Here is a 21,118-nt window from a genome sequence, read left to right as displayed (position 1 = left end):
ATCGTAAAAATGCAGGAACCCCGTGCATGCCACATAAAAATGGCTTGCACGGGAAAATCGTATTATCGCACTAAAATACGGGCAGTCGCTGCCTTAGTAGGTTCGGTCAACTTGCTTGGGTGGGATGGGGTGCTTGTGCCGGTGTTTTGCTTCATCATGCAATTGTGCGTGGTTCAGCTCAAGCAAAGAGCCTTCTTCCAAGCAAAATACCCGGTTTACCGTATCCATTGCGCCAGCAATGTCGTGTGTAATCATAATAATCGTGAGCCCAGTTTCCCGGTTTAAACGCGCAAGCAGTTCATATAAGGATTGTACGGTCTGGGCGTCTACCCCGGTGGTGGGCTCATCGAGAAGCATCATCTGTGGGTTAGCCGCAAGAACTCTGGCAAGCATCACTCTCTGCTGCTGCCCGCCGGAAAGCTCACTGAGCATCCGTTTGGCGTAAGGCAGCATGTTTACGGACTCTAGCGCTTTTCGGGTTTGTTCCTTTTGGCGTTTACCAAAAAAATGTAAAAGCCCGGTCTGCGAATACAGGTTGGCACGCACAATTTCTTCCGCCGTAGCTGGGAAGTTCTCACTGGCAGCAGCGCCGTTTTGTGGTACATACCCAATTTTTGGCCAGCTGTGAAACTGCGAGAGCTCCTGACCAAATAGCTTAATTTCACCCTGCTGTGGCATCAGCTCACCCAAAAGCAGCTTCATTAGTGTGCTTTTTCCAGCACCGTTCACGCCAATAATGGCAGTAAAATCGCCACGCTTGAGAGAAAAGCTTACGTCTGAAAGGATGGGCTGTGAGCCATAAGCAAAGCTGAGATGATTCACTTCAAGAATAGAATTCATTTGATTCGCTCTTTTCTGTAAGACACTTACCACGTGGCGTAAGCTTAGCCGCCGTTTGCCACGCGGATTGCCTCAAGATTTTTCTCCATAATCGAGAAGTATTCCATGCCCTTTGCTTTATTTTCATCGCTGAGTCCCTCAACAGGGTCTAATACGGCAGTTTTTGCGCCGGTAGCTTTCGCGATGGTTTCTGCAACTTTAGGGCTAACGAGTTCTTCAAAGAAAATGGTAGTGATTTTGCGCTCTTTCGCAAACTGGATGATTTCCGCCATACGAGCGGCATCCGGCTCGGAATCGGGGGAAAGACCCTCAATCGCCACCTGGTTTAAGCTGTACTCTTTGCAAAGGTAGCCAAATGCCTGGTGTGCAACAATTAAATCTTTGTTTTTCAGGCCATTTGTCATTTGGCGGAACTGATTGTCCAGCTCATCCGCCTTTGCAGCATACTTGCTGTAATTGGCTTCAAAGGTTTCTTTGTTGGATGGATCTGCTTTGACAAGCGCATCTTTAATGGTTTCCATCTCTTTTTTTGCATTTACCGGGCTAAGCCACACATGCGGGTCAGTGGAAGCACCCTCTGCATCCGCTTCTTTCTCTTCCGATTCATGCTTTCCTTCTAACAAAGGGATTCCGGAGGAGGCTTCAACAGTAATCAGGTTTTTATTTTGCAGGGTCGAAAGAACGCTGCTCGCCCAATGCTCGAGCCCGGCACCGTTATAAATAAAAACGTCTGCCTTTTCAAGTCCGACGATGTCGTTGGCCTGCGGCTCCCAATCGTGCGGCTCTGTTCCGGAGGGAACCAAATTAACCACCTCTATTTTATCTCCACCGATTTTTTGAGCAAAATCGTACATGGTATAAAAGCTGGTGTAAACCTTTATTTTCTGTATTTCACCGGATGGTGTTATAGCGGCAGAAGAACTGGTAGAGCCTACACCTACGCCTACAGCGGCGCAACCGGCTAAGAGCACCGCACTGAGTGCCGTACTAACCAGCCCGAGTAATATCTTTTTCATGAGAAGCCTCCTGTTATTGTCAATCGCAAATGAAATTCACTTGCATTTAGAATATGGTTATTATAAACCTCTATTCTGGTGACTGTCAAGAAAAAAGAAAGAAAAAATAGGGAGATTATTGTTCGCAGGGGTAGCAAATTCCCCATTGCGTGCGGATGGAATCCATCATGCGTAAGATTCGCAGGGTCTCTGCGTGGGGTATTTCGGGGCATTCTGTTTGCCCTTGCTCCATCGCATGCAGGCAAGAGAGAACCTCATATTCCATGCCGCTAATTTGTTCCGGGCGTTTGTAAATGTGAACCGAGCATCGATTCTCGTCAAACACTTCAATTTGCTCGGGGTTGTTTAAGTTATCAATTGTCAAATAACCCTTGTTGCCATATACATATGCTTTTCGGTCGCTTACGGCGAGCATGGTACTATTTAAAACGGCGAGCTTCTGCCCGGGGTGCGTGAGGGACAAGCAGCTTTGAATATCGATACCCTCTTCGGATTGAATGACAGAGGTAGATATATTTTCAACTTGTGTATCAAACACCATTGCATCTATTGTGAGTAAGTATACCCCAATATCGAGCAGAGCACCCCCGCCAAGTGCAGGGTCTTTCAGGCGCTGCAACGGGGCTAAAGCGCTCATGCTGGCTTGCAGCAGATACGGTTCGCCGATTGCACCATTTTGGAGAAGCTCTTGTAGCTGACGTGAAAGAGGCATATACCTAGTCCATAATGCCTCGGTAACAAGCAGTTTCTGTTCGGCTGCTTTAGCAAAAACCTCTTGTGCTTGGGCTTCATTAATGGTAAAAGGCTTTTCACACAGTACGTTTTTACCATTCTCTAAACAAAGTAAGGCATGTTCACGGTGACAGTTATTCGGAGTTGCAATATAAACAAGGTCAATCTCAGGGTCTTTGGCTAATGCAAGGTAAGAGCCATACGCGCGTGGAGCACCAAAGCGCCGGGCAAATGTTTGCGCCCGCTCTTCATCCCTCGCTGCAACGGCAACGAGCTGTACCTCCGGCATGTGGCAGAGGGTTTGAGCCATTTTTTCGGCAATCCCTCCGGTACCGATAATTCCGATTTTCCATTGGCGCATGGTAAGAGTTCCTTTCTGAATATCGTGTTTTTATTCCGTAACTTCAGTATGAGTGTTACTCCGTAAAATGATTCATATGTATTTTCATTATATAAGGAGTGGTTTTGCAATGCAAGAATTCGTTCTATCGCAAAAGATAAAATAGGTTTAAAACACAAGGAAAAAAGAGGTTATTTTTCAATAAAAGAACACAAATTAAGAATAATTGTAAAAAAGAACATTAAAAAAACATCTATCAGACAGGTAATTGCATAGAAATCGTAGACAGAAAGAGTTCATCCTACTATAATATAGACATGAGAACGTCTTTTTTTAAACAAAGTACGAAGGCAAAAATCTTATTTTATGTCGTGTAAGAACACGAAAGTAGCTAAAAATATTCATATTTACAGGCATGCCGCGTCTTTTCAAACCGAAGAGCCGAAAAAACGCCGAAAATGCGGGGAACAAGAGAAAAAAATTCATAAATGAGACGGAAATTTTAAAAAAGCACTGGACAAATAATGTCTGATGAGAGATAATAGATTTTGTAACAGGAAATGGATTCATATTGTGGGGAACGACTGTGCAATATGGGCTCCAGCCACATTTTTCTCGGGATTGCTGCTCGGCGCTCCCGTCTTTTTCTTTGATTTTGCATATCTTTCGGGGGGAAGAATGTTGTTATTTCTCAGACAAAGACGACCGCTTTTTTTGACGGAAGACGAATACCGTCTTGCAATAACTGAGGGGAAATAACCGGCTGTACCAAATTGGCTACGGTTAAATCAAATTATTGGAGGTTGACATCTAGGAATGAATTGGCACGCTGAAGCTCTAGAAAAAGTTCAGGAAAACCTGAAAACGGACTTCAAGCTTGGTCTGACCTCTGCAGAAGCAAAAGCTCGCCTGCAGAAATATGGTCAAAATAAGCTGAACGAAAAGCCACCCCGTACCTTCTTCCAGCGTTTTATGGACCAGATGAAGGATGTTATGATACTCATCCTGATGGTTGCGGCACTCATCTCGGTTGTACTAAGTATTTACAACACGATGAATGGCCATGAAGCGGAATGGATTGAGCCTATCGTTATTGTTCTGATCGTTGTGCTCAATGGCATTATGGGCGTCATCCAAGAGAGCCGCGCTGAAGCAGCGATGGAAGCACTCAAAAATATGACGGCACCCAATGCAAAAGCATTGCGCGATGGTAAGATGCAGTCCGTTCCTTCTGCTGACCTTGTTCCCGGCGATGTCATTGAACTAGAAGCAGGAGATTATGTACCCGCAGACTGCCGTTTGATTCGTAGCTCTAGCCTCAAATGTGACGAGGCGGCGCTAACCGGTGAATCCGTTCCCGCTGATAAATTGGCAACAGACGACATAAAAGTAGATGCGCCTCTGGGCGATCGTTTTAACATGGTACATTCTGGCTGTGCGGTTTCTTATGGTACAGCAAAAGCATTGGTAATCAGTACCGGCATGGAAACTGAAATGGGTAAGATTGCCGCCTTGTTGGAGGAGGAAGAGAAGGGCCTAACCCCGCTGCAGCAAAAGCTTGCTCAGCTTGGTAAATACCTTGGAATTCTTACTCTGCTTATTTGTGCAATTGTATTTGTGGTTGGTTTAATAGATGTTGTTGGTCCGCTGGAAGGTGAAGCGAGAATCAACGGTATTCTAGAAATGTTTATGACCGCTGTTTCTCTTGCTGTTGCTGCAATTCCTGAGGGCTTGCCAGCAATCGTTACCATTGTGCTTGCAATTGGTGTGCAGCGCATGGTTGATAAAAACGCGATTATTCGCCAACTGCCCGCAGTTGAAACTCTGGGTTGCACCTCTGTTATTTGCTCCGATAAAACCGGTACTCTTACCCAGAATCGCATGACTCTGGTTAAAGCATACACCGAAGAAAAGGGTGTAGTAAATCTTGAGGGTGACCTTTCAGAACAAACTCTTTCCCTGCTGCGTTTGGGCACCTTGTGTACGGACGGCATTGTGCGCATTGAAGAAGATGGCACCGAGAAGCACATGGGAGACCCGACTGAAACCGCAATTGTTGCCTGCGCAATGCGCAATGGCATACTTCGCGAAGAGTTAGAGCATTCTGCTCCTAGAATCGGTGAGGTTCCCTTTGATTCCGACCGTAAGCTTATGTCTACCGTTGTAAGAACCGACGGTAAGATTGTTGTAGTTGTAAAGGGTGCACCAGATATTCTTTTTGGTCGTTGCACCACCGGCAACATTGAAGCAGCTACCCTGGCTAATGAGCAGATGGCGAGTGAAGCATTGCGTGTGTTGGCAATCGCCAGCAAGGTTTTGGAGAAAGAGCCAGCAGCTTACTCTGCGGAAGATTTGGAAAAAGATCTTACCTTAGTTGGCTTGGTGGGTATGATTGACCCGCCGAGACAGGAAGTAAAGGGTTCGATTGCCGAATGCTACAAGGCTGGTATTCAAACCATTATGATTACCGGTGACCACGTTGCAACCGCCTCTGCAATTGCAAAGGATTTGGGTATTCTTCGTGAAGGTGATCAGGCAATTACCGGTGCTCAGCTTCAAGCGATGAGCGACGAAGAATTGTCGCAGAACATTAAGCACTACAAGGTGTATGCTCGTGTTACACCCTCAGATAAAATCCGCATTGTTAAGGCATGGCAGAATGAAGACCAGGTTGTTGCGATGACTGGCGACGGCGTTAACGATGCCCCTGCTCTAAAAGCAGCGGATATTGGCTGCGCGATGGGTATTACCGGTACCGACGTTGCAAAGGGCGCTGCTGCTATGACATTGACTGACGATAACTTCTCTACGATTGTTACTGCTGTAAAAGAAGGCCGTGGTATTTACGATAACATTCGTAAAGCGGTTCACTTCTTGCTGTCTTGTAACCTTGGTGAGGTTGTCACCGTGTTCGTTGCAATGCTGCTGTGGAAAGAATCTCCGCTTATGCCCGTACAGCTTCTCTGGATTAATCTTGTAACAGATAGCTTGCCGGCACTTGCTCTGGGTATGGAGCCTGTTGAATTTGATGTTATGAGTCGCAAGCCCCGTTCCAAATCGGAGAGTATTTTTGCTCACGGTGTTGGTGCGATGGCAATTGTTCAGGGTTTGATTATTGGAACAATTACGTTGATTGCCTACTACCTTGGCAGCCGCGTGATTACTCCCATTTCCCCGAATGCAATGGGAGTTGATGTAGTACTGGGTGAGAGTATGGCGTTTGCCGTACTTGCAATCTCACAGCTGATTCACGCATTTAACATTCGTTCCAGCCATTCTCTGTTCAAGGTTGGCTTCCTTTCCAACAAATACATGAATGGTGCCTTCTTAGCTTCCTTGGCTTTGATGTTAATCGTTCTTCTGGTTCCGTCTCTCAACGACGTCTTCAATGTGGACTTTATGCATATGCAGGCGTGGTCAATCGTAATTGGTTTGGCCGTTGTACCGTTGATAGTAGTCGAAATCATCAAGGCAATTCAGCATTCGATGGCGAAAAAAGACTAATCTTTATTAAGAACAATGAGCCGGATTCCTTTTGGAATCCGGCTTTTTTTCTTTTTCCTTATGTTATTAAATTGTTGCTAAAATAAAAAGTGTTAAAAAGCAACCATTTTTTGGTGATTTGGCCTATATCGTGCCTTGCGGTTTGTATTGGTTGTGTTATAATAACCTCACGGCGTGACCGAAAGCAAAGCTTTCGACGCCTGAGAGAGCATTGAATCATCCAGTTGAGCTTGTTTTTAAAGCGCGTGGCTTGATTAAGGGTTGTTTAGGATTTGATGATTGAATAACCTCACGGCGTGACCGAGAGCAAAGCTTTTGACGCCTGAGAGAGCATTGAATCATCCAGTTGAGCTTGTTATTAAAGCGTATGGCTTGATTAAGGATTGTTCAGGATTTGATGATTGAATAACCTCACGGCGTGACTGAAAGCAAAGCTTTCGACGCCTGAGAGAGCATTGAATCATCCAGTTGAGCTTGTTTTTAAAGCGCGTGGCTTGATTAAGGGTTGTTTAGGATTTGATGATTGAATAACCTCACGGCGTGACCGAAAGCAAAGCTTTCGACGCCTGAGAGAGCATTGAATCATCCAGTTAAGCTTGTATTTAAAGCGTATGGCTTGATTAAGGATTGTTCAGGATTTGATGATTGAATAACCTCACAGCGTGACCGAAAGCAAAGCTTTTGACGCCTGAGAGAGCATTGAATCATCCAGTTGAGCTTGTTATTAAAGCGTATGGCTTGATTAAGGATTGTTCAGGATTTGATGATTGAATAACCTCACGGCGTGACCGAAAGTAAAGCTTTCACGATATAGCCTTACGGTGTGGCCGGACTTCACTGCTTTGGATTCTAAAAGTATGAAGTTGCTTTCTTAACTGATAGGCGAATAATTGAATCACAAGAAGCAATGGGCTTATGGTTGAGCCCATTTTTATGGTATACTAATCCATGTTAAAGTCTGAATAGCTGGAAGGAGTGGCAAGAAGATGAAAGCGTTGATTACTGGCGCCAGCTCGGGAATTGGCCGCGATATGGCACGAATTTTAAGCCGCCGTGGATACGACCTGATTTTAGTTGCTCGCCGAAGGGACCGCCTAGAGGAGCTACAGCATCACCTTCCCTCAAATGTAAAGATTATTTGCTGTGATTTAAGAGACGAAAAGGCCTGTTTTGCCCTTTACGAACAAGCCAAAGGGGAAAACATTGACATTCTCATTAACAATGCCGGATTCGGCTTATTTGGCTCTTTTTTAGAGACAGATTTGCATCGAGAACTCGAGCTGTTGGATGTAAATGTTCGGGCTGTGCATATCCTCACCAAACTTTTCTTGCGCGATTTTGTCAAGCGAGATTCTGGTTATATTCTAAATGTTTCGTCAAGTGCTGCGTTTTTGCCTGGCCCGTTATTGTCATCCTATTATGCGTCAAAAGCGTATGTGTTGCGCTTAACGCAGGCAGTGGGGGAAGAGCTGCGCCGCAAGGGAAGCCACGTTTATATTGGCGCTCTTTGCCCGGGACCCGTTAAAACAGAGTTCGACCAAGTGGCAGATGTGCACTTCAGCGTAAAGAGCATGTCTAGCCAACGTGTGGCGATGATTGCGATACAGCAGATGTTCTCACGCCAGCCAGTTATTATACCCGGGAGCACAATGAAGCTTTCCAAATTCTTTATGCGGGCAATACCAGATTCTCTACTTGTTCGCATTTCTTACCATATGCAAAAAAGAAAGCAAGGCCCAGAGAGGGACCAATAGAAAGGAGTGGCGCACATACGCGCCGAAAAAACATATGAAAGCAAGAGTAGCACAAGAGGTGGTTTTGCTATACCACCTGCCGGAAGAAACAGAAATAGGAAAAAATGCGGTAGAAGCGTTTCGTAGAGCTGGTATCCCTTACCGCCATGTAACACAGGAGCAATTGGGGGAAAGTGTAGGGGCACTTGTAACTGCCTCTTTGGAAGGAAAACGCTATGAGGGAAATATTCCTGAGCGTGGTGCAATGGTGTTTGCGGGCTTTACCTCAAATCGGCTTGACCAAGTGCTCAATCGCCTCCATTCCGTTGACCCGCGCAACCAAGCTATGAAGGCAGTTGTTACCGAAACAAACCGTACTTGGGCATTTGGGGAGCTTTTGAGCGAGCTTTCTCGTGAAAGAGAAGCGATTCGCCAACAGCTGCAAGAACAACAGGAAAAAGCGAAAGCAGAACAGGAACAGCCGGCTCAATAAAAGCAGAAGTTAGGAGAACCAATATGACAATTGTTTCTGTGCGAAAAGAGCAGGAATACGCTCGCACAGCTATAGATTATTTTCAGAAGCAATGGGCAAGCGAAGAGAGCAAAATGGTATATGAAGATTGCATCTTACAATGCCTGAACTCCAAATCGCCCATACCACAATGGTATTTGCTTTACAAAGAGAATAAGATAATTGGCTGTGCAGGGATGGTTACAAATGATTTTATTAGCCGAATGGATTTGTACCCGTGGCTATGTGCGCTTTATATTGAGGAAGAGCACAGAGGTAACTCTTACGGCTCTTTGCTCATAGAGAGAGTAAAGGCGGATGCAAGCCAGGCAGGTTACCAGAATCTTTACTTATGTACCGACCATGTGGGGTATTATGAGCATTATGGATTTGAGTACATAGCACAGGGGTATCACCCGTGGGGCGAAAGCTCCAGAATCTACGAGTGTCACTTATGAAATCAAAAACAGGAGCTGCTTGAAAATCTTCAAGCAGCTCCTGTTTTATGTTTTTAGCTTTGCTTTAAGCAATGTACGGTTGCGAAGAAAAGAATTAAAATAAAAAAATAGAAAATATATTAAGAAAAAACGAGAAAAGGTAATCGATCGCCTACCTGTATTATGGGCGAAGAAAAGAGGCGACCGCCGTTGCGGCAACCGGCTGTGGGCAGGAAAGGTGGTCTAATAAAACGCAAAGCTGTTGTTCGTCGAATACACAATAGTCGGCATTGTCTCGAGCTGCGGGTGCAATGGCACGAGACCCACCAAACCCAATACCGGTAGTGGCGAGGCGCAGCATTTCTGCATCGCTGGCACCATCACCCACTGCTACAACCGGTGTAGGGAAATGCCCGATGATTTCTTTTTTATCCAGATAAAAAGAAATACGGTCTATGTACCCATTTCTTGTAACCGTTTTAGAGGAAAAGCAGCGTTCCTCCATGTTTAGGCGTTTGAGCAAAGGCAGCATCCAAACATCGGGGTGCTCCGTTGCAATAAAACAGCGGTCTCGGTGGCTGCGTATCCAACATGACAGGTGGTCATTTAGTGGTATGTCGCGCGTTATATTTTGCGCTTCTTCAATGGATATTTGCCGCAGCAACTCCATTTGAAGCTGATAGCTTTCTTTAAAGGGGAGAAGGCCGCGTCTGGCCTGCTCTGTAATCTCACTCGACTTTTCTTCCAGCCCAATCTGTCGGGCCAAAAGAGGCAGAATTTCTTCTTGGGTAATGGTTGAGTCTAAATCAAATATGAAATAAGGTTCCAGCATGAACGAAAGTCCCTCCTAGAGTTGATTCTATTATTATAGCGGAAAGAAGGAGCCGAGAAAAGCAAAATGCCAGAAGATACTGCTTTTAACATTATTTACAAAACGGGGTGCCGCCTAGAATTTTTCTACGGTGTTTCCCATTCTATTTTGCTATGAAAGACTTCCTTTTCTCACTTGAAAATAGGCTAATTTAAGGAGCGGAACAATTTAGGAGGACTACTTGCCATTATTTACAGCTTGCAATGTGTTACAAAAATGTTACAATTATGACAAGTTATTACAAGCTAAACACCAAGGAGGTACGAAAGAATGAAATTACATAGGTTATATGCCGCAGTGATTGCGGTAGCCGTGGGTTCCAGCGTAACTGCTTCAGCGGTTGCATTCCAGCAAAAGGCTGTTCCAACCGCAGGGAAGGCAACTTCCTGCCCCACAAGCACTGTGAAAAATACGAGTGCTTGCTCTAGTAACGTTGAAAAAGCGGTAAATCAGGCACTGGCCAATGCTGGTAAAGCGAATACCGCTGTAAAGGGAGCTACAGGTTCCAACTGCAACAATACCACAGTAAAGGCCGCTACGGGCTCCAACTGCAATAACACTGCCGTAAAGGCGGCTACGGGTTCCAACTGCAATAACACTGCGGTAAAAGCCCAAACAACAAGTAATTGCCCCAAGGCAACTTCTATCCCTGATTTGTCTGCTGTATTAAATCAGGTGTCGTGCAAGCAGGCTGCGTGCGCCAACAAAGCCTCAAACGGCTGTGCAGTGGCTATACCGAATTGCTTCCAAGATCTTTTAGAGCGTTGCGGCTACTCGGTGCCAAGTAAAAATAATTGCAGTGGTTCAGACTGCACACAAACAGGGAACAATTGCTCTGGCTCTTCCTGCGGTTCTACCAGCAGCCAGACCCCCAGCAAGCCTTCCGAGTCTTCCAGCAGCCAGTCCAACTCCAGCACACCTTCCTCTAGCTCTTCTTCTAGCGCACCGTCTTCTAGCGCACCTTCCTCTAGCACCCCCGCTTCCAGTTCTTCTAGCGTACCTTCTTCCAGCAATGGAAACTCAAGCACGGTTTCTTCCACAAAACCGTCCGATTCCCTTACTTTTGAAGAGCGTGTTGTTGAGTTGGTAAACCAGGAGCGCGCAAAGGTTGGTTTGAAGGCACTGAAAATGAACCTGAAGCTTTCTGATGTGGCCCGCGTAAAATCGCAGGACATGCACGATAAAAACTACTTCTCTCACACCAGCCCCACCTACGGCTCTCCCTTTGACATGATGAAGCAGTTTGGAATTACGTACCGCACCGCTGGCGAGAATATTGCTATGGGCTACCGTACTCCCGAAGCCGTTATGGAAGGCTGGATGAATTCTCCCGGACATAAGGCAAACATTCTGAATAGCTCTTATACTGAAATTGGTGTAGGCTATGTAGCATCCGGCAACTATTGGACACAGGAGTTCATCGGCTAATTTCGCCAGGCTGGAACTTCGAAAGATTAGTTCATCCTTATTAAAACATTCTTTTGAATGGATAAATGAAAAAGGCATGGGTCGTTTGACCCATGCCTTTTCTGCTAATATAACATTTCATTCTGTATCTCACATAAGCAAATCCACTGCACAAAAAACAGGAGATTTATACTTAGAAATTAAGCGGACAGCATTTTTGCTGTCCGCTTAATTCATTCTCAGAATAAAAGCGAGTTTTATCTTAGAAATACCCAAAATAAATTACTAATAAACGATAGCGCCGTATTTGCTTGCGGTACGTTCTATGAGCTCTAGCTCAATTTGGCAGTTGGAGTCTACAATCAATCGCCCCTGCACGTAGCGCAGTGCGGCTTCTAGAATGTTACGGTTGTCTGTATGCACGGCAAGTGGTAAACGGCTAAACGAAGCAAACTGAGAGAGCAACATTACGTCATCCAACGTGTTGAGCTCAATGAGAGCGGCGCTTACCTGCTCATCGTCCAAGTCGATTAAATCCTCTTCCAGTGCAATGGAGCATTCAATTGGTTCGCTCAGTGTGATGTCGCTTCCCAAGAAAAAAGCCTCATTTTCTGTTGCGGCGGCATAATTGTCGGCGTCCTCGTAATCCGATTCAAACGTAAAGGGCTTCTGCGCGCATTGGTTTAGCTTACGCCAATGTTCTGCTGTTTGGTCGCCCCCAATGCCCAAGAACGGCACTCCCGCATGCAATAATGCCATTGCCTGCAATGCAAACGCATCCGGAGTGAGGTCGTTTGCCGAGGGAATTGCACACAATGGAACCGAAGCATGCGGCATAACCTCTTTTAAAAGAGGCAGCATTTCGAGCGGAGTCATAGAACCGCCGAGTCCAATGGCCTCAACTCCCATCGCCTGCAAGGTAATAACAGCGGGAAGTAAAGAACCACCGGTAAGTGTTTTGCCGCTTTCGTCTACCGTTAAGGTGACAAATACCGGGAAGTCTGAGGTGCGCGATGCGAGCACCGCTGCTCTCATATCTGCCATGGAAGTTTGATTCTCAATTAGAACAAAGTCTGCTCCGCTTTGCTCTAATACACGAACTTGGTCACGGTAGCCGTTGAAAATGTCATCGAAATCTGCTTGACCGTATGGCGGAACAAATAGCTCACTGCTGCCGATTCGCGCACCTACCGGTACCCCAAAGCGCTGTGCCGCTGCTTTCGAAATCTCTAAAAGTCCGGTGTTAAGCAGGCGCACCTGCTCCTGTGAGGCTTCGCGGTGGTCCGGTAAAAAAACATGAGAAAAAGCAGTGGGAGCACATAGCCCGCCAATACCGGCACTGAGCCACTCCTCCTGTTTTTGTCGCAGCAGTTCACCGTTCTGAAGCAGCCATTGCTCTGCACTCAGATCGTCGCCGGCAGAAGAAATGTGAAAATCTTCTGCGGCAGGGCCGCCCAAAAGAAAAGGCAGCCTCCAAGGAACGTTCATGATGACATCCTCCTGAAATTGATCCCTTATAAATACGATAAGACGCTCTAAATAATGCTAGTGATATTTGATCATTAAAAAGGGAGTATAAAATATAAATGCATGCGCAATTAAAGATGTGCTTACATGCTGTCCGGTGCGGAAATTTTAAACATGCTCAGCACGTTTCGAATTACGGTAGAAACCGAGGTGCAAAGAGCGAGTCTTGCTGCCATCAGGCTTTCTTCCTCGCCGCGCACGCGGCAAGCATTGTAGAATTTGTGGAACAGGGTTGCCACAGTAATTACGTAACGGTTGATGCGAGCGGGGTCGTAATCCTTAGCAGCCTGCACAATTTCATCGGTAAAGGAAGAGAGGTGGCGAATCAGCTCCAGCTCTTCCGGTGCAGTAAGAAGCGCAAGCTCACTTTCGGTGCAAGCACGCGGCGTAAAGCCATCGCTCTCAATGTTACGTAAAATGCTGCAAATTCTGGCGTTTGCATACTGAACATAATATACAGGATTCTGCGAATCCTGCTGTACGGCTAAATCAAGGTCAAATTCCATCTGCGAATTTGGCTCACGCATGTTAAACAGGAAGCGTGCCGCATCCACAGGAACTTCATCAAGCAGGTCGGCCAACTGAATGGCTTTGCCGGTACGCTTACTCATGCGAACCACCTGACCATCCCTGGTAAGCTTAACAAGCTGCATGAGGATAACATCGAGCTGCTTGCCGGAGAGACCGACAGCATCTAGAGCTCCCTTGATACGGGCAACGTGACCATGGTGGTCGGCGCCCCATACGTCAATGCACAGCTCGTAGCCACGCATAATTTTGTTGCGATGGTATGCAATATCTGCCGCAAAATAGGTGGGGTTGCCGTTCTGGCGAACGAGAACCTCATCCTTTTCGGCGCCAAAGTCGGTAGCACGGTACCACAAAGCACCGTCCTTTTCATAGGTAGCGCCGCACTGCGATAGAATATCCAGTGCTTCTTTCAGCTCGCCGTTATTGTGCAGTGTACTTTCCAAAAACCACTGGTCGTATTCAATGCGGTATTTTTTAAGGTCATCCTTCATTTTCTGAATGTTGCGAGGCAACACGTATTCTACCAGCTCACGGCGGCGGGTTTCTTCGTCACACTGCATTAGCTTTTCACCGAATACCTCGGCATATGCCTTTGCATTGTCCTTAATATCTTCGCCCTGGTAGCCGTCTTCTGGGAACTCTATGGCATCTTCGCCCAAAAATAGCTGTTGGTAACGGGCAGAGAGGGAAGAGCCAAACTTTTCAATTTGGTTACCGGCGTCGTTAACATAGAACTCACGCCAAACCTCGTAGCCTGCCATATCCAATACAGCGGCAAGGCAGTCTCCCAACGCACCGCCACGGGCGTTGCCCATGTGCATGGGACCGGTGGGATTGGCAGAAACAAATTCGACCATCACTTTTTTCTTCTTGCCGTAGTCACTGCGGCCATAATCGCTGCCCAATGCAGAAATATCCTTTAATACGTCCACATAAAAGCGGGAGGAAAAGAAAAAGTTGAGAAAGCCCGGTCCTGCGATTTCAATACGGTCAAAATAAGTCCCATCTAAAACCAAGTGTTTTGTGATGAGCTCCGCAATTTTGCGTGGGGGCAAACGGAATGCACGAGCAGAAACCAACGCCGCGTTGGCGGACCAATCTCCGTGGGTACGGTCAGCTGGAATTTCAAGGGTAAAGGCGGGCATCGGCTCACCCGGCAGCTCGTTTGCTGCGACTGCACGCCCTACGGCGTTTAATATAGCTTCTCTTAGCTCATCCGTTGCTTGCTGTACTATTTTTGACATCTTTGTGTTCTGCCTCCTTGATGGTTATCCGAATTTCATTGATGCTGGACAAATCCGCATTAATATCCAGCGTATAATCTACGGCTAGCTCACCGCCTTTATCATGCAGGCGCGAGTCTACTTCACTGGTGAATACGCCTACGAGCAGTGCGCCAAAGCCGGTGTCATATTGGCACTGGTGGCGCTTCCCTTTTTCGAGAATTAAACGGGTGTTGCCACTGCCGCGCATTAAGGTAACGGTATTGTTGCCATCAACCTTTAATACAGAGGTGGTAGACTCGTTGTTGCGGTCAGCGTCGTATTCTTTATATACAATAAAACGTGTATCGCCCTTTGTTACATAAGAGCCGAGCGTAGTAAGCTTTATTTCTCCCACATCGTCGTCAATTTTTTGGCGGCCGATGATATCAATCCAATAGTTCTCTTGCATGGGGAACATCCTCTCCTTGCGGTATCTTCCGTAAGCCGAAAGTACCGTGGTTAGAAATAAACTTTCTCAAACGCAAGCTGAATCAGGCGGTCGAGTAAATCGGGGTAAGATAGGCCGGAGGCCTCCCAAAGCTTGGGGTACATGCTGATGCTGGTAAAGCCCGGCAGGGTATTAAGCTCATTGAGGAGTACTGCGCCATCGCTGTTACGCACAAAAAAATCAACGCGGGCAAGACCACTGCACCCGAGCATACGGTACGCTCTCATTGCATTTTGCCGCACTTCTTCTGCTGTTTCGTCTGAGATATGGGCGGGTATGAATAGTTTTGCCGCCCCGGTCTTGTATTTATCATCGTAATCGTAGAATTCTGCACCAGATGCAATTTCTCCAACAATAGATGCTTCCGGTCGGGAAAGACCCAAGACGGCACATTCTACCTCTTGCCCTACAATCGCTTCTTCTACTACAATTTTAATGTCTTCGCGTGCCGCAAGCTGAATGGCGGCATCCAGTTCCTCGGGTGAACTGACCTTGCTAACGCCGACGGAAGAGCCAGAGTTAGCCGGCTTTACGAATACGGGGTAGCCAAGGCGCGCTTCAATCTTTTTGCGAATTTTCTCCGAACTCGTTAGGTAATTATCGGTAAAGAACCACAAGTAATGTGCTTGTGGGATTCCCGCAGTTTCAAGCAAGCTGTTGGTAATCGCTTTATCCATACACACACCAGAAACAAGCGAGGAGCAGCCAACAAATGGAATACCTGCCATTTGCAAAAGGCCTTGCAATGTACCATCTTCGCCATTTTTACCGTGCAGTACCGGGAACACCACATCTACGGGAATGGTTTCAAAGCCGGTTTCGGTTTGTGCCAAAATACCATGGACGGTGCGGTCCGGCGAAATGAGAGCAGAGCGGTTGGCGGGGTGGTTTTCCCAGCTTCCGTCTTGCATTTGTTCGGAATCACCCGTAAACAGGAGCCAGCGGCCTTCCTTTGTAATACCGATTTTCACAACATCATATTTATCCTGCGGAATATTTTGAATGACAGAGGCCGCGGAAACACGCGAAACCTCATGCTCGGTAGAGCAGCCGCCGAACAAAACGGCGACAGTAGTTTTTGACATGATATTCCCTCCGTATCCTTGCAAAATCGCGAGCGCTCCGGTATGGTGTACACTGCTATATCATACGCCGGCCAAAGCACGGTTCATGCACTGCGTTAAGATACAATATTTCAAATATATATCATAGCATAAGTGGGTGTTGCATGCAATGCGAAATTCGTTGTAAACAATATGAAAACTGCCATCACCCCAAATGAATTTTGCATGGAGTGAGGGCAGTATCTAAATTACAGAGTTTTAGTCTTCTTTGTACTCACCAGCGAATAGCATTTTAATACAGTGTGCAATATACAAGAGAAAGACAAACCAAAACAGACAGGTGAGTGTGTATTGAATATCTATGGATGGGCTGCTGAAAAAGCGAGCTGCTATTCTAGGCAACTTTGTAGAAGCGTAAAGGATGAAGCCGATGAGAACATCACGAGCAATATTCCTTTTGTTTAAATACATCATTGATTCTCTCCTAGCAATATTTACTGCATTATTTTACGTTTTATTTTGTAAGATAACTATGAAGGGAGTTGCGTTTATTTTGCTTCCATAAAAGAAGAAAGTGAAAATTGTCAAATATCTTTTCTCGCTTTACAAAATTAGCCCTAGTGACAATCTGTAAAAAGTAGTGTATACTTAATTACGTATTTTTGTATTTGCAATCGTTTCTTTTGTACTGTATTTGGACAAGATTTGGACAAGCAGAAGCTTGTTCAATGGTTGCTTTGCCATAAAACCGATTTAAATCGATGGATTGATTATAATAGCAGGAGTGATGACAATTGGAACAAAAAGCATTTGACCTGATTGCCGAAAAGGTACGTTCCGTTCTTGTGGAGCAAGGATTCGAAAGAAAGGAGGACGTACAGGAGGAACAGGGAAAAGCTGCGATGTATCTCAGTGAGGATACGGCATACAGCGTGCTGTACGAGAAGAAGGCCAAGCTGTTTCACCTGCGCACCGGCTCAGTAGCCGACGGTAAAGAGGACAAAGAGTGGAAAAAGCTTTCCACTTGGGTATTTGACCCCGAAACAGACTCAATGGCGAATGCAACGAGCATTGCAGAGGATTTTGCTGAAACACTGGGCGGCAGCAGCCGTAAAGAAATCGTTCGCCAGCAGAAAAAAAGAAAGAAAAAGGATGAGGACGCAACAACCGACCCGCTCTTTTTCTTTAACCGCTTAGCCAGTATTTTCCCTGAGCTGCGTGGTGAAATTGCAGAAGAGAAAGCAACCTATGGTACGGTGCGCAGCGTTACCTTTACACGTGAGCATGTAGTTGGCCGTGTAGAGCAGCTTGCAAAAACGTACCCGAATACCGAGCCGTTTAAAAAGCTATGCAATGTTTTAAATGATATGTACGAGCATGGAGATCTGGATGTTCGCTCTTTGATTACCATTGTGCTTCTCAATGGTATGAACGACGAACAGGCCGTTGAAAGCCTAAGTAAAAATTTCAGTGAGGATCTTTTAAAGGTATACAACAAAGCAAAGCTCCTCAAGGGAAAAAAGGTGAAACCGGAGAAGAAGAAAAAGAGCCCAAAATATTCCGGTGAAATGGTACAAACTCTGAACGATCGATTATAAGAAAAAACAGAGCGCCCTGTGCAGCTCAAAAATCAACGTGCAGGCGCGCTCTGGCTTTCTTTTTATGAAATAATAGTTGACCGCTAGAGATTTCTATGCTACAATATATAATACCTCAAAAGGGGTTATTTTTTTGCGCCCTTTTAGAGGGAGGCCGTGGTCCTTTAACGGATCCAATATTTTTCCGTGAAACGGGAGGTGCCGTCATGAGAGTAAAAGTCACATTAGCCTGCACAGAGTGCAAACAGCGTAACTATGACACAATGAAGAACAAGAAGAACGACCCGGACAGGCTTGAGATGAACAAGTACTGCAGATTCTGCAGAAAACATACTGTTCATAAGGAAACGAAGTAAGTCGGAGGGAGAAAACAGATGGCTGAAAAAAAACCGAACCCTCTCGTCAGCTTTGGCCAGGGCGTGGCGAAGTTTTTCCGCGACTGCAAAAACGAACTCAAGAAGATTGTCTGGCCTACCCCAAAATCGGTATTTAAGAATACCGGTGTAGTTCTGGCAGTGATTATGATTATCGGCCTGTTCATTTTCGGTCTAGATACCGTATTTATGAATCTGTTAGGACTGTTTATGAATATTGCGAAGTAAGCGGAGGAAATAACTATGCCGGAAGACGTCAGGTGGTACGTGATTCATACCTATTCCGGGTATGAGAACAAAGTGGCATCCAACCTGGAAAAAACGGTGGAAAATCGTCAGCTTCAGGATTTGATTCAAGAAATCCGCGTTCCGACTGAGATGGTTACTGAAATCAAAGACGGAAAAAAGCGCGAAGTGGAGCGCAAGATTTACCCCAGCTATGTTTTGGTTAAGATGGCCCTTACCGATGAATCCTGGTATGTTGTTCGCAATATTCGCGGCTGTACCGGTTTTGTAGGACCTACCTCCAAGCCGATTCCACTTTCTGATGAGGAAGTGGCGCGCATGGGCGTAGAGAAGAAAACCGTGGAGGTTTCGTACCAGGTGGGCGACTCCGTCCATATTGTGGACGGCCCGCTGGAAGGATTTGTTGGTACAGTCGAGGAAGTGGATCTGGACAAAAACCGTGTTCGCGTTACGGTTTCAATGTTCGGCCGTGAAACACCAGTTGAGCTTGAGCTTGATCAAGCGGAGCTGGTGGCTGAGTAAACAACAGTTTGGTATAATAAGCGGTATTACCGCTCATTATGAGGGGCTTTGCCCCTGTGGGAGGGACGACGCATTTGCGGTTGTTCCGCCATCTACCACGAATTTTGGAGGTGCAACAAAATGGCTCAAAAGGTTACGGGCTTTATTAAGCTCCAGATACCCGCTGGCAAGGCAACCCCGGCTCCCCCGGTAGGCCCTGCTCTTGGTCAGCATGGTGTCAACATTATGGCATTTACAAAGGAATTCAATGAGCGCACAAAGAACGACGTTGGTCTAATCATCCCTGTGGTGATTACGGTTTACGCAGACCGTTCTTTCTCGTTCATTACCAAAACTCCGCCTGCTGCTATTCTGATTAAGAAGGCATGTGGGATCGAGAGTGGTTCGGGTGTTCCGAACAAAACCAAGGTTGCAAAGATTACCCGTGAGCAGGTCAAGAAGATTGCGGAGCAGAAAATGCCCGATCTGAATGCCGCGAGCGTAGAGACTGCCATGAGCATGGTAGCAGGAACCGCACGTAGCATGGGCATTGAAGTCGTAGATTGATCACCCGGGTGGGAGGAATAATCCGATTTTACCACTCAATAGGGAGGAAAACCAATGAAACACGGTAAGAAATATGTAGACGGTGCTAAACTGGTAGAGCGCGCAAAGCTTTATGATCCTCAGGATGCTTTGGAGCTGTGCGTAAAGACCGGCACCGCAAAGTTTGACGAAACAGTTGAAGTCCATGTAAAGCTGGGCGTTGACGGCCGCCATGCGGACCAGCAGGTTCGTGGTGCAATCGTTCTGCCGAACGGCACTGGCAAGCAGGTTCGCGTTTTGGCAATCTGCAAGGGCGACAACCAGAAGCTGGCTGAAGAAGCCGGTGCTGAGTTTGTCGGCGCAGAAGACATGGTTCAGAAAATTCAGTCTGAAAACTGGATGGACTTTGACGTGCTGATTACCACACCCGACATGATGGGTCTGGTTGGCCGCCTTGGTAAGGTTTTGGGCCCGCGCGGTCTGATGCCTAACCCGAAGGCCGGTACTGTTACCCCGGATATCGCGAAAGCGGTTAAAGAGGCAAAGGCCGGTAAAATCGAGTATCGTCTCGATAAAACCAACATCATTCACTGCCCCATTGGCAAGGTTTCTTTCGGTACCGAAAAGCTGCAAGAGAACTTCTCTGCTCTGCTCGGCGCGATTGTGAAAGCAAAGCCTGCTGCTTCTAAGGGCCAGTATGTGAAATCCTGCGTTGTGGCTTCTACCATGGGCCCTGGCGTAAGAATTAACCCCAGCAAGGTTGGCGGAATGTAATTTTCCCCCAGTATTTGCAAAACGGTTTTTTCTTGACAAGCTTTGGGAAAAATGATATAGTATATAAAGCTGTTCTTTGTCCAAAGACAGCAGGTGCGTATGCTTAATGGAACCGTTCTTTCGGTTTCGGCCTGCCGAGGAAAGAGCCGTTCACTTTTGTCTTAATGATTTGTTAAGTGACGCCTTTCCTGCCCTGCAGGAAAGGCTTTTTTATTTATTTGAGAGTGCTGTTAAGCAGCATTTTTAAATAACAATACGCACGATTCCTTTGGATCGATGGAGGTGAATACATTTGCCAAGTGAGAAGATTTTAGCGGAAAAGCAGCAATATGTTGCTGAACTGAAAGAAAGCCTCAAGTCCGCATGCGTCGGTGTGATTGTCAGCTATAAGGGAATCACAGTGGCAGAGGACACCAAGCTCAGAAAAGAACTGCGTGAGGCTGGCGATACCTACCGCGTGGTAAAGAACACCCTGTTGTCCCGTGCTCTAAGTGATGCTGGGATCGAGGGTCTGGACCATGTACTGGAAGGCACGACCGCAATTGCTTATAGCAATGACGATTATGTTTCTGGTGCAAAGATTCTGTCTGCTTTCGCAGATAAGAGCAAGAGTTTTGAAATCAAGGCAGGTTTTGTTGACGGAGCTCCCGTTGATGCTGCTGCAGTAAAAGAGTTGGCGCAGCTACCTTCCAAAGAGGTATTGGTTGCAAAGGCTTTGGGTGGCTTGAATGCTCCCATTACTGGTTTCGTTACCGTGTTGAACGGTACAATGAAAGGCCTCGTAGTCGCACTCAATGCGATTGCCGAGAAACAGGCTGCAAATGCCTAATTGCTTAAATATTTTTTAAAATTG

20 protein-coding genes and 1 other annotated feature are annotated in these 21,118 nt (G+C 46.3%); of the genes, 12 read left to right on the top strand and 8 right to left on the bottom strand.

Annotated features, from left to right (window positions below; translation table 11 throughout):
* Positions 1–93 precede the first annotated feature (93 nt).
* The 3 genes from CAN90_RS13185 to CAN90_RS13175 form a co-directional block, all read right to left on the bottom strand.
* Positions 94–840, bottom strand: a complete 747-nt coding sequence (locus CAN90_RS13185; protein ID WP_085834255.1) for a metal ABC transporter ATP-binding protein — start codon at positions 838–840, stop codon at positions 94–96.
* Between the two features lie 44 nt (positions 841–884).
* Positions 885–1,856 carry a metal ABC transporter substrate-binding protein gene (locus CAN90_RS13180; RefSeq protein WP_085834254.1) on the bottom strand — a complete coding sequence of 324 codons (972 nt, stop codon included), beginning with the start codon at positions 1,854–1,856 and terminating at the stop codon, positions 885–887.
* A 115-nt stretch (positions 1,857–1,971) separates the two neighbouring features.
* Complete coding sequence (locus CAN90_RS13175) at positions 1,972–2,949, bottom strand: Gfo/Idh/MocA family protein (protein WP_085834253.1); 978 nt, start codon at positions 2,947–2,949, stop codon at positions 1,972–1,974.
* Between the two features lie 795 nt (positions 2,950–3,744).
* Here CAN90_RS13175 and CAN90_RS13170 point away from each other — a divergent pair.
* From CAN90_RS13170 to CAN90_RS13155, 4 genes are all read left to right on the top strand, one after another.
* The gene (locus tag CAN90_RS13170; RefSeq protein WP_085834252.1) at positions 3,745–6,432 is read left to right on the top strand and encodes a calcium-translocating P-type ATPase, PMCA-type; all 2,688 of its coding nucleotides are present in this window, start codon (positions 3,745–3,747) and stop codon (positions 6,430–6,432) included.
* Between the two features lie 986 nt (positions 6,433–7,418).
* Positions 7,419–8,186 carry an SDR family NAD(P)-dependent oxidoreductase gene (locus tag CAN90_RS13165; protein WP_085834251.1) on the top strand — a complete coding sequence of 256 codons (768 nt, stop codon included), beginning with the start codon at positions 7,419–7,421 and terminating at the stop codon, positions 8,184–8,186.
* A 34-nt stretch (positions 8,187–8,220) separates the two neighbouring features.
* On the top strand, positions 8,221–8,658 hold the full coding sequence (locus CAN90_RS13160) for a DUF3783 domain-containing protein (RefSeq protein WP_085834250.1): 438 nt from the start codon (positions 8,221–8,223) through the stop codon (positions 8,656–8,658).
* A 23-nt stretch (positions 8,659–8,681) separates the two neighbouring features.
* A complete protein-coding gene (locus tag CAN90_RS13155; RefSeq protein WP_085834249.1) occupies positions 8,682–9,134 on the top strand; it encodes a GNAT family N-acetyltransferase in 453 nt (150 codons plus the stop codon).
* A 160-nt stretch (positions 9,135–9,294) separates the two neighbouring features.
* Here the strand turns inward: CAN90_RS13155 and CAN90_RS13150 are convergent, their stop codons facing one another.
* Positions 9,295–9,945, bottom strand: coding sequence for an HAD family hydrolase (locus CAN90_RS13150; protein ID WP_085834248.1), 651 nt, complete (start codon positions 9,943–9,945; stop codon positions 9,295–9,297).
* 309 nt (positions 9,946–10,254) lie between these two features.
* Here CAN90_RS13150 and CAN90_RS13905 point away from each other — a divergent pair, with 309 nt between their 5' ends.
* A complete protein-coding gene (locus CAN90_RS13905; RefSeq protein WP_085834247.1) occupies positions 10,255–11,412 on the top strand; it encodes a CAP domain-containing protein in 1,158 nt (385 codons plus the stop codon).
* A 264-nt stretch (positions 11,413–11,676) separates the two neighbouring features.
* On the opposite strand, the gene CAN90_RS13140 is transcribed toward CAN90_RS13905, so the two are convergent.
* The 4 genes from CAN90_RS13140 to CAN90_RS13125 form a co-directional block, all read right to left on the bottom strand.
* On the bottom strand, positions 11,677–12,879 hold the full coding sequence (locus CAN90_RS13140; protein ID WP_085834246.1) for a homocysteine S-methyltransferase family protein: 1,203 nt from the start codon (positions 12,877–12,879) through the stop codon (positions 11,677–11,679).
* Positions 12,880–13,001: 122 nt separating this feature from the next.
* Entirely contained in the window at positions 13,002–14,693 is a 1,692-nt protein-coding gene (gene argS, locus CAN90_RS13135) for an arginine--tRNA ligase (RefSeq protein ID WP_085834245.1), read from the bottom strand.
* Positions 14,662–15,123, bottom strand: a complete 462-nt coding sequence (locus CAN90_RS13130; protein WP_085834244.1) for a YwiB family protein — start codon at positions 15,121–15,123, stop codon at positions 14,662–14,664. Before CAN90_RS13130 ends, argS begins: the two co-directional genes overlap by 32 nt.
* A gap of 50 nt (positions 15,124–15,173) precedes the next feature.
* The gene (locus tag CAN90_RS13125; protein ID WP_085834243.1) at positions 15,174–16,247 is read right to left on the bottom strand and encodes a D-alanine--D-alanine ligase family protein; all 1,074 of its coding nucleotides are present in this window, start codon (positions 16,245–16,247) and stop codon (positions 15,174–15,176) included.
* Positions 16,248–17,020: 773 nt separating this feature from the next.
* Here CAN90_RS13125 and CAN90_RS13115 point away from each other — a divergent pair.
* From CAN90_RS13115 to rplJ, 7 genes are all read left to right on the top strand, one after another.
* On the top strand, positions 17,021–17,824 hold the full coding sequence (locus tag CAN90_RS13115; protein ID WP_085834241.1) for a DUF7674 family protein: 804 nt from the start codon (positions 17,021–17,023) through the stop codon (positions 17,822–17,824).
* A gap of 206 nt (positions 17,825–18,030) precedes the next feature.
* Positions 18,031–18,180, top strand: a complete 150-nt coding sequence (rpmG, locus tag CAN90_RS13110) for a 50S ribosomal protein L33 (protein WP_020074232.1) — start codon at positions 18,031–18,033, stop codon at positions 18,178–18,180.
* 18 nt (positions 18,181–18,198) lie between these two features.
* Positions 18,199–18,426 (top strand): preprotein translocase subunit SecE, encoded by a 228-nt coding sequence (gene secE / locus CAN90_RS13105; protein WP_085834240.1) that lies wholly within the window; start codon positions 18,199–18,201, stop codon positions 18,424–18,426.
* Between the two features lie 15 nt (positions 18,427–18,441).
* Entirely contained in the window at positions 18,442–18,966 is a 525-nt protein-coding gene (nusG, locus tag CAN90_RS13100) for a transcription termination/antitermination protein NusG (protein ID WP_085834239.1), read from the top strand.
* 120 nt (positions 18,967–19,086) lie between these two features.
* Positions 19,087–19,512: a 50S ribosomal protein L11 gene (gene rplK / locus CAN90_RS13095; protein WP_085834238.1), complete on the top strand. Its 426-nt coding sequence runs from the start codon at positions 19,087–19,089 to the stop codon at positions 19,510–19,512.
* Between the two features lie 54 nt (positions 19,513–19,566).
* Positions 19,567–20,265 (top strand): 50S ribosomal protein L1, encoded by a 699-nt coding sequence (gene rplA, locus CAN90_RS13090; RefSeq protein WP_085834237.1) that lies wholly within the window; start codon positions 19,567–19,569, stop codon positions 20,263–20,265.
* 62 nt (positions 20,266–20,327) lie between these two features.
* Positions 20,328–20,486: a sequence feature (ribosomal protein L10 leader region), on the top strand.
* A gap of 71 nt (positions 20,487–20,557) precedes the next feature.
* The gene (rplJ, locus tag CAN90_RS13085) at positions 20,558–21,094 is read left to right on the top strand and encodes a 50S ribosomal protein L10 (RefSeq protein WP_085834236.1); all 537 of its coding nucleotides are present in this window, start codon (positions 20,558–20,560) and stop codon (positions 21,092–21,094) included.
* Positions 21,095–21,118: the final 24 nt, after the last annotated feature.

The sequence above is a fragment of the Clostridium merdae genome (assembly GCF_900176635.1).
Taxonomy (GTDB): Bacteria; Bacillota; Clostridia; order Oscillospirales; family Acutalibacteraceae; genus Faecalispora; species Faecalispora merdae.
This window is presented reverse-complemented; position numbering and strand designations above follow the sequence as displayed.